The organism is Streptomyces sp. NBC_01116 (assembly GCF_041435495.1).
Classification (GTDB): Bacteria; Actinomycetota; Actinomycetes; order Streptomycetales; family Streptomycetaceae; genus Streptomyces.
The window spans coordinates 6,562,958-6,578,413 of sequence record NZ_CP108644.1 but is presented as its reverse complement, the minus strand read 5'-3'; the positions used below and the strand labels follow the sequence as shown (position 1 = coordinate 6,578,413).

Genomic DNA, 15,456 nt, shown 5'->3' with positions numbered 1-15,456 from the left:
AGGCGGTCCTACGGGCTACGCGTACGGGCTGTCGGCGCCCGCGGCGGCGGGTTTCGGGGCCCTGGCGGGGCAGCAGCCGACCGGACAGAGGTCGTGGGAGGGACCCAGGGACCCCAGCGCGCAGCGCTCCACCGTCCGGCCGCGCTCGGTCGCGGCGCGCTCCAGGAGCAGCTCCCGTACGGCGGCGGCGAAGCGCGGATCGTCGCCCACCGTGGCGGACCGGCGGACCGGCAGGCCGATCTCGGCGGCCTTCGCGGCGGCCTCGGTGTCGAGGTCGTACAGGACCTCCATGTGGTCCGAGACGAAGCCGATGGGCGCCATCACGACCGCGGGGGCTCCCTCGTCGCTCAGGGTCTCCAGGTGGTCGCAGATGTCGGGCTCCAGCCACGGGATGTGCGGGGCGCCGCTGCGGGACTGGTAGACGAGCTGCCACGGGTACGCGATGCCGGTCTCCTCGCGCACCGCCTCGATGATCAGCCGGGCCACGTCGAGGTGCTCGGCGACGTACGCGCCGCCGTCGCCGTGCGCGTCGGCCGGGCCCGAGGCATCGGCGGCGGAGGTCGGGATGGAGTGGGTGGTGAACGCGATGTGCGCGCCCGCGCGGACGTCCTCGGGGAGGTCGGCGAGCGAGGCGAGGACGCCGTCCGCCATGGGCGTCACGAAGCCGGGGTGGTTGAAGTAGTGCCGCAGCTTGTCGACCCGGGGCACCTCCAGCCCCCCGGCCTCCAGGGCGGCCAGGGACTCGGCGAGGTTCTCGCGGTACTGGCGGCAGCCCGAGTAGGAGGCGTAGGCGCTGGTGGCGAGGACGGCGATCCGGCGGTGGCCGTCGGCGGTCATCTCGCGCAGGACGTCGGTCAGGTACGGGGCCCAGTTGCGGTTGCCCCAGTAGACCGGGAGATCCGGGCCGTGCTCCGCGAAGTCCTTGCGCAGGGCGTCGAGCAGCGCGCGGTTCTGCGCGTTGATCGGGCTGACCCCGCCGAACAGGAAGTAGTGCTTGCCGACCTCCTTGAGGCGTTCCTCGGGGATGCCTCGGCCGCGGGTCACGTTCGCCAGGAACGGGACCACGTCGTCCGGGCCCTCGGGGCCGCCGAAGGAGAGCAGCAGCAGGGCGTCGTAGGGAGCGGGATCGCGCAGATCGGACATGGCACCGATCCTGCCACCCGCCTCCGACAGGGCGGCAACCGACATCCGACGCCCCGTCGGAAAGACCGTTCGGAGGGACCGGCCGGAAGGACCGGGGAAGGCCGGGAATCCCGGCGGCCGGGCGCCCCGCCGCTCGCGGGGCGCCGCCCGGATTACGGTGCCCGGGACGTCCGTCCGGCCGTAAGCTGTATCGGCCAGCTATACGCCTGACAGGCACGCGACCGGAGTACCCCTTGCCCAGCCCCTACCGCGCCATCTTCTCCGCCCCCGGCTCCAAGGAGTTCTCCGCGGCGGGCTTCTTCGGCCGGATGCCGTTGTCCATGATGGGCATCGGCGTCGTCACCATGATCTCCCAGCTCACCGGCCGCTACGGGCTGGCCGGGGCGCTCTCGGCGACCCTGGCGATGTCGGCGGCGGTCTGCGGCCCCCAGGTCTCCCGGCTGGTCGACCGCTACGGGCAGCGCCGGGTGCTCCGCCCGGTCACGCTGGTCGCGGTGGCGGCGGTGGCGGGCCTGCTGATCTGCGCCCAGCAGGGGGCTCCGGAGTGGACGCTGTTCGTCTTCGCGGCGGGCGCGGGCTGTGTGCCGAGCGTGGGGTCGATGATCCGGTCCCGCTGGGCGGAGATCTACCGGGGCTCCAGCCGGGATCTGCACACCGCGTACGCGTGGGAGTCGATCATCGACGAGGTGTGCTTCATCTTCGGCCCGATCATCTCCATCGGTCTGTCCACCGCCTGGTTCCCGGAGGCGGGGCCGCTGATCGCGGCCGGCTTCCTGCTGGTCGGCGTCTTCTGGCTGACCGCGCAGCGGGCGACCGAGCCGGTGCCGCACCCGAAGTCGCTGCACACCGGGGGATCGGCGCTGCGCTCGCGGGGACTCCAGGTCCTGGTGGCCACCTTCGTGGCGACGGGCGCGATCTTCGGGGGCGTGGACGTGGTGACCGTGGCCTTCGCCGAGGAGCGCGGGCACAAGGCCGCCGCCTCCCTGGTGCTGGCCGTCTACGCGCTCGGTTCGTGTCTCGCGGGGGCCGTGTTCGGGCTGCTGCACCTGAAGGGGAACCCCTCGACCAGGTGGCTGGTGGGTGTCTGCGCGATGGCCGTGAGTATGATCCCCCTCCTACTGGCCGGGAACCTTCCGTTGCTGGCCGTGGCGCTCTTTGTCGCGGGCCTCGCCATCGCACCGACGATGGTCACCACCATGGCCCTCGTCGAAGCGCACGTACCGCGCACCAAGCTGACCGAGGGCATGACCTGGACCAGTACCGGGCTCGCGGTCGGAGTGGCGCTCGGCTCCTCGGCCGCCGGCTGGGTGGTCGACGCCGCCGGGGCGAAGGCGGGGTACGCGGTGCCCGTCGTGGCGGGAGCGCTCGCGGCGGCGGTGGCGGTCCTGGGATATCGCCGGCTGGCCGGGCCGGCTGCGACGGGAGGGCGCGGGGAAGATGACCGACACCTACGCACGGACGACGACGAGCGCGTGGCGTAACTGGGCGGGCACCGTCACCGCCCGGCCCGCCCGCACCGAGTCCCCCGCGTCCGTGGACGAGCTCGCGGACGTGCTGCGCCGGGCGGGCGCGGAGGGCCTGCGGGTGAAGCCGGTCGGCGCGGGCCACTCCTTCACGGCGGCGGCCGCCACGGACGGGGTGCTCATACGCCCCGACCTGCTCACCGGGATCCGGGACATCGACCGCGCGTCGATGACGGTGACGGTGGAGGCGGGGACTCCGCTCAAGCGGCTGAACACCGCGCTCGCCCGCGAGGGCCTGTCGCTCACGAACATGGGCGACATCATGGAGCAGACGATCGCCGGGGCGACCTCCACCGGCACGCACGGCACCGGCCGGGACTCGGCGTCGATAGCGGCGCAGATCCGCGCACTGGAGCTGGTCACCGCCGACGGCACGGTCCTGGTCTGCTCGGAGCGGGAGAACCCGGAGATCTTCGCGGCGGCCCGGATCGGGCTCGGCGCCCTCGGGGTGATCACCGCCGTCACCCTCGCCGTGGAGCCGATCTTCCTGCTGACGGCCCGTGAGGAGCCGATGGGCTTCGACCGGGTCACCGCGGACTTCGACGCCCTGGTCGCCGAGAACGAGCACTTCGAGTTCTACTGGTTCCCGCACACCGGGAACTGCAACACCAAGCGCAACAACCGCAGCGCCGGACCGGCCGCCCCGCCCGGGAGGGTGAGCAGCTGGATCGACGACGAGCTGCTGTCCAACGGGGTCTTCCAGGTCGCCTGTTCGCTCGGCCGCGCCGTCCCGGCGACGATCCCCTCGATCGCCAGGCTCTCCAGCCGGGCGCTGTCGGCGCGTACGTACACCGACATCCCGTACAAGGTGTTCACCAGCCCGCGCCGCGTGCGGTTCGTGGAGATGGAGTACGCCGTTCCGCGGGAGCAGGCGGTGGCGGTGCTGCGGGAGCTGAAGGCCATGGTCGAGCGGTCACCGCTGAAGATCAGCTTCCCGGTCGAGGTGCGCACCGCTCCGGCCGACGACATGGCCCTGTCGACCGCCTCGGGCCGGGAGAGCGCCTACATCGCCGTGCACCTCTACAAGGGCACGCCCCACCGGTCGTACTTCACCGCGGTCGAGCGGATCATGACCGCGCACGCCGGCCGCCCGCACTGGGGCAAGATCCACACGCGCGACGCGGCCTATCTGGCGGAGGTCTACCCGCGCTTCGGCGAGTTCACCGCGCTGCGCGACCGGCTGGACCCGGACCGCCTGTTCGGCAACGACTACCTGCGGCGGGTCCTCGGCGACTGACGTCCCTGGGCTTCCGGTACGCCGTCGGCCCCGGTCCTCTCCCTGCGGAGGGGGCCGGGGCCGTTGCGCTGTGCGCGGTACGCCGGCGGGTCACTCGGCGTCGGCGCCGGGCGGGGCCTGCTCCCCCTGCCCGGGAGCGACGCCCGTACCGGTCGAGGGCTCGCCGGTTCCGGCGTCGCCGGACGGCGACGGGGCGGGCGGCACGGGGTCGGGCGTGGTCACGCCTGCGGAGCCGGAGGGCGTCGGCGTGGGAGTGGACCCGGTGCCCGGGTTCTCACCGCCCGTGCCCGTACCGGGACCGGGGCTCTCGCTGTTGCGGTCGCCCCGCTCCGTGTCGGGGCCGGATCCGGTGCCGTCACCCGGGGTCGGACCCTGCTCGTCCGCTCCGCCGTCCCGGTCGGTGTCCCCGGAGGGCGTGGGGTCGGCGGGTCCGGAGTCCTGGTCGTCGCCGCCGCCCCGCACGACGGAGCTGAGGGTGGTGCCCTGGCCGCCGCTCAGGTCGTTGCCCGAGATCATCTCGAACGCGGTGATCCCGGCCATGGAGACGGCGAAGACCGCGGCGGCCGCGAGCGCGGGGCGCTTCCAGCCGCGCAGCCGCGTTCCGTGGGTGACGCTCTCGCCGAACGCGTCCTCGCCGGCGGCCGTGCCCGCCGCGGCCCGCGGAACCGTCCGCGTGCGGTCGGCGGCCTGCGGCAGCATCTGCGTACGGTCGGCTCCGGGCTCCGCTCCTGCTCCCGTGCCCGTACCCGGCGGAACTCGGAGCATCCGGGTCACCGCGTCGCCGAGGTCCAGCAACTGCGTCCGGTCGGTGTCGAGCGGCTTCAGCAGGTGCGTGTTCTCCGCGTCCGGGATCACCTCCGGGACCGCGCCCGGGTCGACCGTGGGCAGCACCGTGGTGGCGTCCTCGGCCGGCTCCGGCCCGGACCGCCCGGCGGCGCCTCTGCGCCCGGCGGGCGTCGTCTCCTTGGTGTGCACCGTCACCTGGCGGCCCTCCGGGTGGGTCACCTGGACCGTCACCTCGCGGATCTGCTCGCCGGTGCGGCGGAAGAAGTGCTGGAACACCGAGCCGCCGCAGGTGGCGACGACGCTCATCACGCCCGCTCCCGCGATCGTGCCGTACACGCCCAACTGCGAGGCCAGCACCGCCGCCGCGACGGCTGCCACGGCACTCCCGGCGACCTGCGGGAGACTCAGATCTATGCGCCTTTCCTTGGGTTCTGCGTCACTTTCCGGCTTCTGAACCATTACCAGCCCCTGCTTGACATCTCTCCCACCATGCAACAGGAAGGGACAAATGAGCGAAGTGGATAGTTCCGTTTCCGGAGATTGTGTGAAGCACAACACGCACCAGGGGCGTTTCGCGGAGAACTGGGTAACTCAACTCCCGCGCCCCACGAGAAGTTCGGCGGCGCGCCGGTCCACCTCGATGGCTCGAATGGAGTACTGTGACGAGCCCTGGGGCGGACTCCGACGTGGGAATCCGCTGCCATCGGAGGGTCCGACGGCAGCACTCACACCGACGGCGTGAAGGCATCACACGGATGCCTGCTGCACAGAGCGGCCAAATCGGTCGCTTTGGGTCGCAATGGGTAACCGTGTCATGGTGGTGCACCAGGACGAGCGCCCGACACGCCGGGCAACTTGGCAAGGTTGTGGCAGGCTGCACCCGGGCAGGTCACACTCGACTAGCGGAAGCAGCGACGCACGTGACGTCGGCAGGCACCACCCGGGAGGTCCCCATGCCCGAACTGCGTGTCGTGGCCGTCTCCAACGACGGCACACGACTGGTGCTCAAGGCTGCGGACAGCACGGAGTACACGCTTCCGATCGATGAGCGGCTGCGCGCCGCCGTGCGCAACGACCGCGCCCGGCTCGGCCAGATCGAGATCGAGGTGGAGAGCCACCTCCGTCCCCGCGACATCCAGGCCCGCATACGGGCCGGTGCCTCCGCGGAGGAGGTCGCCCAGTTCGCGGGCATCCCCGTCGACCGTGTACGCCGCTTCGAGGGCCCTGTGCTCGCGGAGCGCGCCTTCATGGCCGAGCGGGCCCGGAAGACTCCTGTGCGCCGTCCCGGCGAGAACACCGGCCCTCAACTCGGCGAGGCGGTGCAGGAGCGACTCCTGCTGCGCGGCGCCGACAAGGAAACCGTCCAGTGGGACTCGTGGCGTCGCGACGACGGCACCTGGGAGGTCCTGCTCGTCTACCGGGTCGCGGGTGAGCCGCACTCGGCGAGCTGGACGTACGACCCGCCCCGGCGGCTGGTCCAGGCCGTGGACGACGAGGCGCGCTCGCTGATCGGCGAGACCGACGACGTCGCCGCGCCCGAGCCCAGCTTCCCGTTCGTGCCCCGGATCGCCCGGCTGCCGCGCGACCGGCCGCTGGACCGGAGCCTCGACCGGCAGATCGACCGCGACCGACCGCTGGACCGGGCCCTGGACCGGCAGATCGAGCGGCCCGCTCCGGCCGCCGCCGAGCCCGAGGAGTACGTGAGCAGTGCCTCGGCCGGTGAGCGCGACTCGCTGACCAGCCTGCTGGAGGCGGTGCCGAGCTTCCGCGGCGACATGGTCGTCCCCGAGCGGCCCATCCAGCCCGAGCCGCCCGCGCTCGAACCGGCGGAGGAGGCGGAGGCGGACGAGCCGCCGGCCGCCGCGGCCTCGGCCGGCGCGGGGTCCGCGTACGCGGATGTGCTGATGCCCCGGGCGGTGGCCGGTCACCGCGACCGGCTGACCGGGACGACGGACCGTCAGGCGGAGGCGGACGGAGTCCGGCCGGGCCGCCGGGCCGCCGTGCCGAGCTGGGACGAGATCGTCTTCGGCACCCGGCGCAAGAAGCAGGACTGACCGGGAATGACCACCGGTGGCAGCGGGGTCCGTACGCGGTCGCGTACGGACCCCGCTGCCTTGCCGTCTCCCCGCCCCCGACCGCCTGGGGCGTGTTGCGAAAGTCCCGCCCGCTCGGTCGGCGCCGCGGGGCTACTGGGGCTCGGGCCCCGTTGCGACGGGCCGGGAAGGGTCCGAGGACCACTCGGACCAGGAACCGGGGTACAGGACGCCGGTGAAGCCCGCGATCTCCAGGGCCAGCACCTCGTGCGCGCCGGAGACCCCGGATCCGCAGTAGACGCCCACGCCCTCGGGGCTCCCCTCCGCCCCCAGGCCGGCGAACCGCTCGGCGAGCCGCTCGGCCGGAAGGTAGCGCCCGCCCTCGTCGACGTTCTGGGTGGTCGGTGCGGAGACGGCACCGGGAATGTGGCCGCCGACGCGGTCGATCGGCTCCACGTCGCCCCGGTAGCGCTCCGCCGCGCGCGCGTCCAGCAGCAGACCCGAGCGGGCGAAGGCCGCCGCACTCTCCGCGTCCAGGGTGGGCAGGGCCCCCGGTTTCGGCCGGAAATCGCCCTCGGGAGGGCGCGGGATGTCGGTGGAGAGGTCGCCCGTCCAAGCGGCGATACCGCCGTCCAGGACCCGTACGTCCCCGTGCCCCGTCCAGCGCAGCAGCCACCAGGCGCGCGCCGCGGCCCAGCCCAGGCCACCGTCGTACACCACGACCGGGGTGTCCTGGCCGACCCCGGCACGGCGCATCACTGCCCCGAAGGCCTCCGGGTCGGGGAGGGGGTGACGGCCGCCGTCGCCCGCCGGTCCCGCCAGTTCCGTGTCGAGGTCGACGAAGACCGCGCCGGGCAGGTGACCGGCCTCGTAGTCGGGGCGGCCGTGCGGGCCGCCGAGCTGCCAGCGGACGTCGAGGAGCACCGGCGGTCGCGATCCGGCCGACTCGCTCGCGCACGCGGATGCGGTGATGATGGGCTTCATGGGTGCCATCCTCGCGCAGCGGCACCGGTACCCATAACAGCATCGGAAGGGACGGTCGGCGGGAATCCGGCCGTCCTTCGTCGAGATCCCGGACGACGCGGCGCGGCCGGTGCGCCTGACGCGCCGGGGGGTGCAAGCATCTGCACGGGGCACGCGGACCGCTTCCCGACCCGGGACGGCGTACCTGTCCCGTTCCCCGCACGGCCACCCATACGGTCCGAGGAGAGAAGACGATGACCGAGGCCCACGCCCGGCGCACGCCCGGAACACCTTGCTGGGTGAGTCTGATCGTGCACGGTCTGACCACGACCCAGGAGTTCTACGGGGCCCTGTTCGACTGGGAGTTCCTGCCGGGTCCCGACCAACTGGGCCCCTACGTCCGCGGGCTGCTGCACGGGCAGGAGGTCGCGGGCATCGGGCAACTGCCGCCCGACCGCCATCTCCCGATCGCCTGGACCACCTACCTCGCGACGGACGACGCCGACGCCACCGCGGAGGTCGTCCGCTCCTGCGGCGGGACGGTCGCGGTCGGACCGCTGGACGCGGGCGAGGCGGGGCGGCTCGCCATCGCCTCGGACCCGAGCGGGGCGGTCTTCGGGATCTGGCAGGGCTCGGAGCACATCGGCACGATGACGGCGGGCGTGCCCGGCACCCCGGTCTGGAACGAGCTGGTGACCCGGGAGACCTCGATGGTCGCGAAGTTCTACCAGTCGGTCTTCGGCTATGAGACGGAGGCGGTCGTCTCGGCCGACTTCGACTACCAGACCCTGCACCTGGACGACGTTCCGGTGGCGGCGCTGCACGGGGTCGGCCACGCGCTGCCGCGCGACCGGGGGCCGCACTGGATGACGTACTTCGAGGTCGCCGACACCGACCGGGCCGCGGCCCGGGTGGTGGAGCTGGGCGGGCGCGTCCTCCAGCCGCCGCGCGAGGGGTCGAGCGGCCGGCTGGCGACGGTCTCGGACCCTGAGGGCGCCGTGTTCACGGTCATCCGGTCCGCCGCCGGGAGCGGTGCGTCCGGCCGTTGAACGTCGGCGGTGACGCCTCTGCCCCGCCCCACCCCGCGTCTCAGGCGGCGGTGTGCAGCGGAACCGTGAGCTGCTTGAGCCAGGTGCCCGTGGAGAAGTCGCGCGCCTTGATGACCACCGTACGGGGGCCCACCTCGACCTGGAGGCCCTGGTTGAAGGCGCCGCCCACCGCGACCTCGCCTCCCTTGCCGTCGTCCGTCCAGCCCGTCTGGACCGCCGCGGTGTTCACGACGGTGAAGCCGTCGAGATTTCCGGTGCCGGGGACGACCCTGCGGACCACCCAGTCCGACAGGTTGAGGTCCCAGTGGGTGTGGCCGGAGAAGAGGAACACGTCCTTGTGGCGGCCGAGGATCGACAGGAGCCGGTCGGGCTGGAGGTAGTCGCCCAGATAGAGCTTGTTGCGGGTGCCCGACACGGTGTTGGGCAGGGGGTGGTGCGTCAACACCATGACGGGCCTGCGCCGCCGGGCCCAGTGGGCGAGCCGGTCGTCCAGCCAGGCGAACTGCGCGTCGCTGATCCACACCTCGTCCCACAGCTTCGCGTCGTGGTAGTGCGCGTAGCGTTCGGTTCCGAGGGTCAGGACGGGAACACCGCCGAACGACGTCTCCGCGTAGACCTTGTTCCGGCCCGCGAAATTGTAGAAGCTGCGGAAGAGCGAGTCCTCCGTGGTGCCGTTGGGCCAGGTGTCCTGGGCGAGCGTGTCCGGGTCGCTGTACTTGGGGACGTAGAACTCGTGGTTGCCGATGGCCCACGCGAGGTTCTCGGGGTGCCGGTGCCGCCCGAGGGTGCGGCGGACGTCCGCGTACTCGAAGTCGTAGCCGCGGGGGGTGATGTCGCCGGCGATCCCCAGTCCGGCGCTGCGGGGGTTGATCCGGTGCAGGTCGTCGAGGGCCTTGCCGAAGTCGGCCAGGTCGCCCTGGATGTCGCTGATGATGTTGAACCGCACCGTCCGGCCCCCGCTGCCGTGGCCGTGCTTCCCGTGCTCCGAGGCGGCTGTGGCGGCCTCGGCCGCCGGCGCCGTCAGGGCGGCGCCGACGGTGAGGGCCCCGCCCGCCAGGAGTGAGGCGCGGCCCGTGGTGGCCATGAACGCTCTGCGATCCATCGGTTGTCTTCCTTCGCCGTGCGACCCCTGGGCGGGGTCGGACGGGGGGAGCCTTGCCGGTCACGATGACTTCTCGGCGTAGGAGAGGTGGCGGCCGGCTGAAGCCCGGGGACGGCGGGACGAGCGGCTCAGTCCGACGACACCGGTCAGTCCGACGACACCGGCAGGACGTCCGGCGAGAGCGCGCCGGCGTGGACGGAACGGCTCGTCATGCGGCGGCAGTGGTGGCGGCGGCACAGCACCTCGTAACCGACCTCGCCCGCCTGCCGGTTGACGTCGCCGACGACGACCTGGGCGCCTTCGACGACCATCTCGCCGTCCACCGTGCGGGCGTTGTGCGTGGCGCGGGCGCCGCACCAGCAGAGCGCCTCGACCTGGAGGGCCTCTATCCGGTCGGCCAGCTCGATCAGCCGCTGGGAGCCCGGGAACAGCTTGGTGCGGAAGTCCGTGGTGATGCCGAAGGCGAAGACGTCGAGCCCCAGGTCGTCGACGACGCGGGCCAGTTGGTCGATCTGGTCCGGGGCGAGGAACTGCGCCTCGTCCACGATCACGTAGTCGACCCGGCCGCCCCGGCTGACCCGGTCGACGATGTGCGCGTACAGGTCCATGCCCTCCTCGGCCTCGACGGCGTCCGTCACCAGGCCGAGCCGGGAGGAGAGCTTGCCCTCCCCCGCGCGGTCGTCCCGGGTGAAGATCACTCCCTGGAGCCCGCGCGCCGAGCGGTTGTGACCGATCTGCAGGGCCAGCGTGCTCTTTCCGCAGTCCATGGTTCCGGAGAAGAACACCAGCTCGGGCATGAGGGGTCGAGCACCTTTCGGAGGGACGGGCACGGCGGGAGGGGTTACGAGCGTACTTCGAGGAGGGGGACGAGCTGTTCCACGGGGGTCAGGGAGCCGTGTACGCCCGCCATCGCCGACTCGTGCGGCTCGTTGACGGAGGCCGTGATGATCACGTCGTCGTGGGCGGCGGCGACCACGTCGCCGATCCGGCCGTACACCCGCTCGTCGATCGTGGGACCGAACCAGCCGGCCGCGATGGCCTCGTCCCGGCTCGCGACCCAGAACTGCTCGCCGAGCACCTCGCGCCAGACGGTCAGGACGTCGGCCTGGGCGCCCGGCACCGCGTAGACGTGGCGGGCGCGTCCCTCGCCGCCGAGGAGGGCGACGCCGGCGCGCAGCTCCCAGTCCTCGTCGAAGTCGATCCGGGACTGCTCGTCGAAGGGGATGTCGATCATGCCGTGGTCGGCGGTGATGTACAGCGCCGAGCGCGGCGGGAGCTGCTCGGCGAGGCGTCGGGCGAGCCCGTCGACGTACATCAGCTGACCGCGCCAGGCGTCGGAGTCGGTGCCGAAGCGGTGGCCCTTGCCGTCGACCTCGCTGTAGTACGTGTAGACGAGCGAGCGGTCGCCCGCGGCCAGGCGCTGGGCGGCGACGTCCATCCGGTCCTCGCCGGAGAGCCGGCCGAGGAAGGAGCCGCCGCTGAGCGCGACCTTGGTGAGGGGGGTCTGCTCGAACGTCGGCGCGGAGACCTGCGCGGTGTGCACGCCCGCGGCGTCGGCGCGTTGGAAGACCGTGGGGTACGGCTGCCAGACCTTCGGCGCGGTCCACGGCTTCCAGCGGAGCTGGTTCATCAGCTCGCCGGTCTCCGGGTTGCGGGCGGTGTAGCCGGGAAGGCCGTGCTCGCCGGGCGGCAGCCCCGTGCCGACCGAGGCGAGCGAGGTGGCGGTGGTGGAGGGGAAGCCCGCGGTGAGCGGGCGGCCGGTGCCGCCGCGCGAGGTGGGGAGGAGGGAGTGCAGGAAGGGGGCCTCGTCCGGGTGGGCCTTGATCTGCTCCCAGCCAAGGCCGTCGATCAGGAAGACGCAGTTGCGGTCGGCCGGGGTCAGCTCCGGGATCGCGGCCGTGAAGCCGGGCACCTCCTGTCCGGCGGCGAGCGTCGGCAGCAGGTCCGCGAGCGAGCCGCTGCCGTACTCGGGGACGGGGGCGGTGTCGAGGGGCAGCAGGACGGGGTCCTGCCAGGCGGGCTGGGCCATCAGCGGCCGGTCGCCGCGGTGGCGGCCGTGGCCTCGGAGAGCGACTGGGCGAAGGCGAGGGTCTGGCGCACGGCGTCGGGGCCGTCGCCGGCCTCGCTGACCCGCAGGCTCAGGTCGTCGGCGGTGGAGCTGCCGGTGTAGCCGTGGTCGGCCTCGCAGTTGGCGTCGCCGCAGGCGGCGGGCTCCAGGTCGATCCGGGAGACCGCGCCCCAGCCGATGGTCAGGACGACCTCGCGGGGCAGGGTGCCCGGGACGTACTTCTCCGGGTTGGCCACGACGCGGCTGACCACGACGGAGGAGATCCGCTCCAGCTTCACCGACTCGGTGGAGGTGGTGGCGTAGGGCGTCGGGGAGCTGGTGTCGGCGGCCTGTTCGTCGGTGTGGCTGACGATGAACCGGTGCTCGGTCAGGACGAGGACCGTCACATGGCGGCGCACCTCGTTGGAGTCGAACGTGGTCTCCTGGTGCACCAGGTACGAAGCGACCGGCTCCCCGCCGACGGCGGCCTCCACCGCCTCGGCCACGAGGGCCGGGTAGTAGCCGCTGCGCTCGATCGCCGCGCGCAGCCCCTGGGTCGTCGTACCGGTCTTTGCCATGAGCACCATCCTACGGCGGACCGGTGACTGCCGGGGACGCCCCGGTGGCCACCGGGTCTCAGTAGTTCGGAAGGCGGCGGGGGCCGAGGTCGTTCCGGGCGGGCGGCGGGGCGAGCCGGACGCTCGCCCCGAGCACGGTCAGTCCGTGCGGGGCGACGACGACGGGCTCGAGGGCGACGGAGACCACCTCGGGGTGGTCGTCGACCAGCCGGGACAGCCGCAGCAGCAGCTCTTCGAGCGCGGCCGTGTCGACCGGGGCCGAACCGCGCCAGCCGAACAGCACCGGGGCCGCCCTGATGGACCGGATCAGCTCGGCCGCGTCGCGGTCGGTGGCGGGGACCAGCCGGTGCGCGGTGTCGCCGAGCAGTTCGGAGGGCGCGCCCGCGAGGCCGAAGGAGAGGACGGCCCCGGCGGCGGCGTCGATGGAGGCGCGGACGACGGTGTCCACGCCGCGCGGGGCCATCGCCTGGACGACGGGGAGCAGTTCGGCGGGCTTGCCGAGGAGGTCGGTCAGCTCTCCGTACGCCCGGCGCAGCGCCTCCTCGTCGGCGACGTCGAGGCGGACCCCGCCGAGGTCGGCGCGGTGGCGCAGGTGGGGCGCGGTGGTCTTGAGGGCGACCGGGTAGCCGAGCCGGGCCGCCGCGGCGACGGCGGCCCCGGGGTCCGGGGCGGGCAGGGTGGGGCGGACCGCGATGCCGTAGCGGCCGAGGAGCTCCCGGGCCTCGTCGTGGGTGAGCGGGCGGCCGCGCGGGTCGGGGGCGGTGGCGAGCTGTGCCTCGATCAGGGCGGCGGCCCCGGGCTCGTCGATGGTGTCGTCGAGGAACTCGGGGATCTTGCCGGGCACGGCCGCCTGGCGCCGCCACTGGGCGTACTTCACGGCCTCGGCGAGGGCCCGCACGGCGCGTTCGGCGGCGGGGTAGGCGGGGATGCGGCCGGGGGCGGGGCCGGTGGCGGTCTCCGGGGCTGGGCTCGCTTCCGGGGTGGCCGGGTCGGCGCTCGGGGCGGGGCTCGTGCTCGGGGCGGGGCTCGCTTCCGGGGTGGCGCTTGTCCGCGGGGAGGTGGTGGCCGCCCGGGGCCGGTCGGCGGTGGGCGCCACCGTGCGGGGGCGTGGCGCGGCGGTGCTGGAGGCGGCGGCCAGCGCCTCGGCGAGGCCGCCGATCTCGACGTGGACGACGGCCACCGGCTTGGCCGAGCCCCCGGCCACGGCCTTGTGCAGGGCGCCGGCGAGCACTTGGCCGTCACCGGTCTCGGCCTCCCCGTTCTCCCCCACCCACGGGATGGCGGTGACGATCACGGCGTCGCAGGTCCCGTCGGCCAGCGCCTCGGCCAGCGCGTCCCGGAAGTCCTGCGGGGAGGCGGCGGTGGTGAGGTCGATCGGCGGGCGCGGGCGCAGCCCCTCGGCCAGGCAGGCGTCGTACGTCAGCAGGCCGAGGGACTCGGAGTTGCCGAGGATGGCGACCCGGGGGCCGGCCGGGAGCGGCTGGCCCGCCAGCAGGATCCCGGCGTCGACCATCTCGGTCACGGTGTCGACCCGGATGACGCCGGCCTGGCGCATCAGCGCGGAGACCGTGGCGTCGGGGATGCGGCTGACCGGGACGGCGTGGCCGGGCGGGGTGGAGCCGCTGTGCCGGGCCCCCTTGACCACGACGACGGGCTTCACGGCGGCGGTGCGGCGGGCGAGGCGGGTGAACTTGCGGGGGTTGCCGAGCGATTCGAGGTAGAGCAGGGCGACGTCGGTGTCCGGGTCCTCGAAGGAGTACTGGAGGAAGTCGTTGCCGGAGACGTCGGCCCGGTTGCCCGCCGAGATGAAGGAGGACAGGCCCGCGCCGCGCCGGTGGAGGCCGGAGAGCAGGGCGATGCCGATCGCGCCGGACTGGGTGAACAGGCCGATCCGGCCACGGGCGGGCGACTCGGGGGCGAGCGAGGCGTTCAGCCGGACGGACTCGGCGGTGTTGATGACGCCGAAGGCGTTCGGGCCGATGATCCGCATGCCGTACGAGCGGGCCTGGCGGACCAGCTCGCGCTGGAGTCCGCGGCCCTCGGCGCCCCGCTCGGCGTATCCGGCGGAAAGGACGACCAGCCCCTGGACGCCGTGCTCCCCGCAGTCGGCGACGGCTTCGGGGACCCGGTGGGCGGGGACGGCGATGACCGCGAGGTCGACCTGCTCGTCGATCTCGCCGAGCGAGCGGTGGGCGGGGACGCCGTCGAGGGTGGCCAGACCCTCGTCGAAGGCGCGGTTCACCGCGTACGTGCGGCCGGTGTAGCCGGAGGAGAGGAGGTTGCGCAGGACGGTACGGCCCACGCCGCCGGGGGTGCGGCCGGTGCCGATGACCGCGACCGAGCCGGGGGCGAGCAGACGCTGCACCGAGCGGGCCTCGGCGCGCTGTTCGCGGCCGCGCTGGACGGCGAGCGACTTCTCGGTGGGTTCGAGGTCGAGGGTGAGGTGGACGGAGCCGTCCTCGAAGCTGCGGCGCTGGGTGTAGCCGCCGTCCCGGAACACCTTGATCATCTTGTTGTTGGCGGGGAGCACCTCGGCGGCGAAGCGCCGGATGCCGCGCTCGCGGGCGACCGCAGCGATGTGTTCGAGCAGCGCCGAGGCGACGCCCCGGCCCTGGTGGGCGTCCTGGACGAGGAAGGCGACCTCGGCCTCGTCGGCGGGCGCGGAGGCGGGGCGGCCCCGGTCGTCGATGCGGTCGTAGCGGACCGTTCCGATGAACTCGCCGCCGATCGTGACGGCCAGTCCCACCCGGTCGACGTAGTCGTGATGGGTGAAGCGGTGCACGTCCCGGTCGGATAGGCGCGGATACGGGGCGAAGAACCGGTAGTACTTCGACTCGTCGGACACCTGCTCGTAGAAGCTGACCAGTCGCTCGGCGTCGTCCGTGGTGATCGGTCTGATGCGCGCGGTGCCCCCGTCGCGGAGCACCACGTCCGCTTCCCAGTGGTCGGGGTACGCGTGATGCGGACTCTGCTCCGGCGTGGGCTCCATGGGCAA

Annotated in this window: 12 protein-coding genes; 4 read left to right on the top strand and 8 right to left on the bottom strand. The window is 73.4% G+C overall.

Features of this window, described 5'->3' with window-relative positions:
• Window positions 1–15: 15 nt before the first annotated feature.
• On the bottom strand, window positions 16–1,143 hold the full coding sequence (locus OG245_RS29015; RefSeq protein ID WP_371626329.1) for a ferrochelatase: 1,128 nt from the start codon (window positions 1,141–1,143) through the stop codon (window positions 16–18).
• Between the two features lie 233 nt (window positions 1,144–1,376).
• Between OG245_RS29015 and OG245_RS29010 the strand changes: the two genes are divergently transcribed.
• The gene (locus tag OG245_RS29010; protein ID WP_371626328.1) at window positions 1,377–2,624 is read left to right on the top strand and encodes an MFS transporter; all 1,248 of its coding nucleotides are present in this window, start codon (window positions 1,377–1,379) and stop codon (window positions 2,622–2,624) included.
• Window positions 2,581–3,903 carry a D-arabinono-1,4-lactone oxidase gene (locus tag OG245_RS29005; RefSeq protein ID WP_371626327.1) on the top strand — a complete coding sequence of 441 codons (1,323 nt, stop codon included), beginning with the start codon at window positions 2,581–2,583 and terminating at the stop codon, window positions 3,901–3,903. The genes OG245_RS29010 and OG245_RS29005 overlap by 44 nt, the downstream gene beginning before the upstream one ends.
• A gap of 90 nt (window positions 3,904–3,993) precedes the next feature.
• Here OG245_RS29005 and OG245_RS29000 read toward each other — a convergent pair whose 3' ends face one another.
• Window positions 3,994–5,067, bottom strand: a complete 1,074-nt coding sequence (locus tag OG245_RS29000; protein WP_371626326.1) for a hypothetical protein — start codon at window positions 5,065–5,067, stop codon at window positions 3,994–3,996.
• Window positions 5,068–5,642: 575 nt separating this feature from the next.
• Here OG245_RS29000 and sepH point away from each other — a divergent pair.
• Window positions 5,643–6,743, top strand: coding sequence for a septation protein SepH (gene sepH, locus OG245_RS28995; protein ID WP_371626325.1), 1,101 nt, complete (start codon window positions 5,643–5,645; stop codon window positions 6,741–6,743).
• A 132-nt stretch (window positions 6,744–6,875) separates the two neighbouring features.
• Here sepH and OG245_RS28990 read toward each other — a convergent pair whose 3' ends face one another.
• A complete protein-coding gene (locus tag OG245_RS28990) occupies window positions 6,876–7,706 on the bottom strand; it encodes a sulfurtransferase (RefSeq protein WP_371626324.1) in 831 nt (276 codons plus the stop codon).
• A gap of 233 nt (window positions 7,707–7,939) precedes the next feature.
• Here OG245_RS28990 and OG245_RS28985 point away from each other — a divergent pair, with 233 nt between their 5' ends.
• A complete protein-coding gene (locus OG245_RS28985; RefSeq protein WP_371626323.1) occupies window positions 7,940–8,734 on the top strand; it encodes a VOC family protein in 795 nt (264 codons plus the stop codon).
• 40 nt (window positions 8,735–8,774) lie between these two features.
• Here OG245_RS28985 and OG245_RS28980 read toward each other — a convergent pair whose 3' ends face one another.
• The 5 genes from OG245_RS28980 to OG245_RS28960 all read right to left on the bottom strand — a co-directional run bounded on the left by OG245_RS28980 (window position 8,775) and on the right by OG245_RS28960 (window position 15,450).
• Window positions 8,775–9,836 (bottom strand): metallophosphoesterase, encoded by a 1,062-nt coding sequence (locus tag OG245_RS28980; RefSeq protein WP_371626322.1) that lies wholly within the window; start codon window positions 9,834–9,836, stop codon window positions 8,775–8,777.
• Window positions 9,837–9,982: 146 nt separating this feature from the next.
• Window positions 9,983–10,633 (bottom strand): thymidine kinase, encoded by a 651-nt coding sequence (locus tag OG245_RS28975; RefSeq protein WP_047179213.1) that lies wholly within the window; start codon window positions 10,631–10,633, stop codon window positions 9,983–9,985.
• A gap of 44 nt (window positions 10,634–10,677) precedes the next feature.
• Window positions 10,678–11,865, bottom strand: coding sequence for an alkaline phosphatase family protein (locus OG245_RS28970; protein ID WP_371626321.1), 1,188 nt, complete (start codon window positions 11,863–11,865; stop codon window positions 10,678–10,680).
• A complete protein-coding gene (locus OG245_RS28965; protein WP_030577251.1) occupies window positions 11,865–12,461 on the bottom strand; it encodes a DUF5998 family protein in 597 nt (198 codons plus the stop codon). The genes OG245_RS28970 and OG245_RS28965 overlap by 1 nt, the downstream gene beginning before the upstream one ends.
• 58 nt (window positions 12,462–12,519) lie before the next feature.
• Entirely contained in the window at window positions 12,520–15,450 is a 2,931-nt protein-coding gene (locus OG245_RS28960; protein ID WP_371626320.1) for a GNAT family N-acetyltransferase, read from the bottom strand.
• Window positions 15,451–15,456 lie beyond the last annotated feature (6 nt).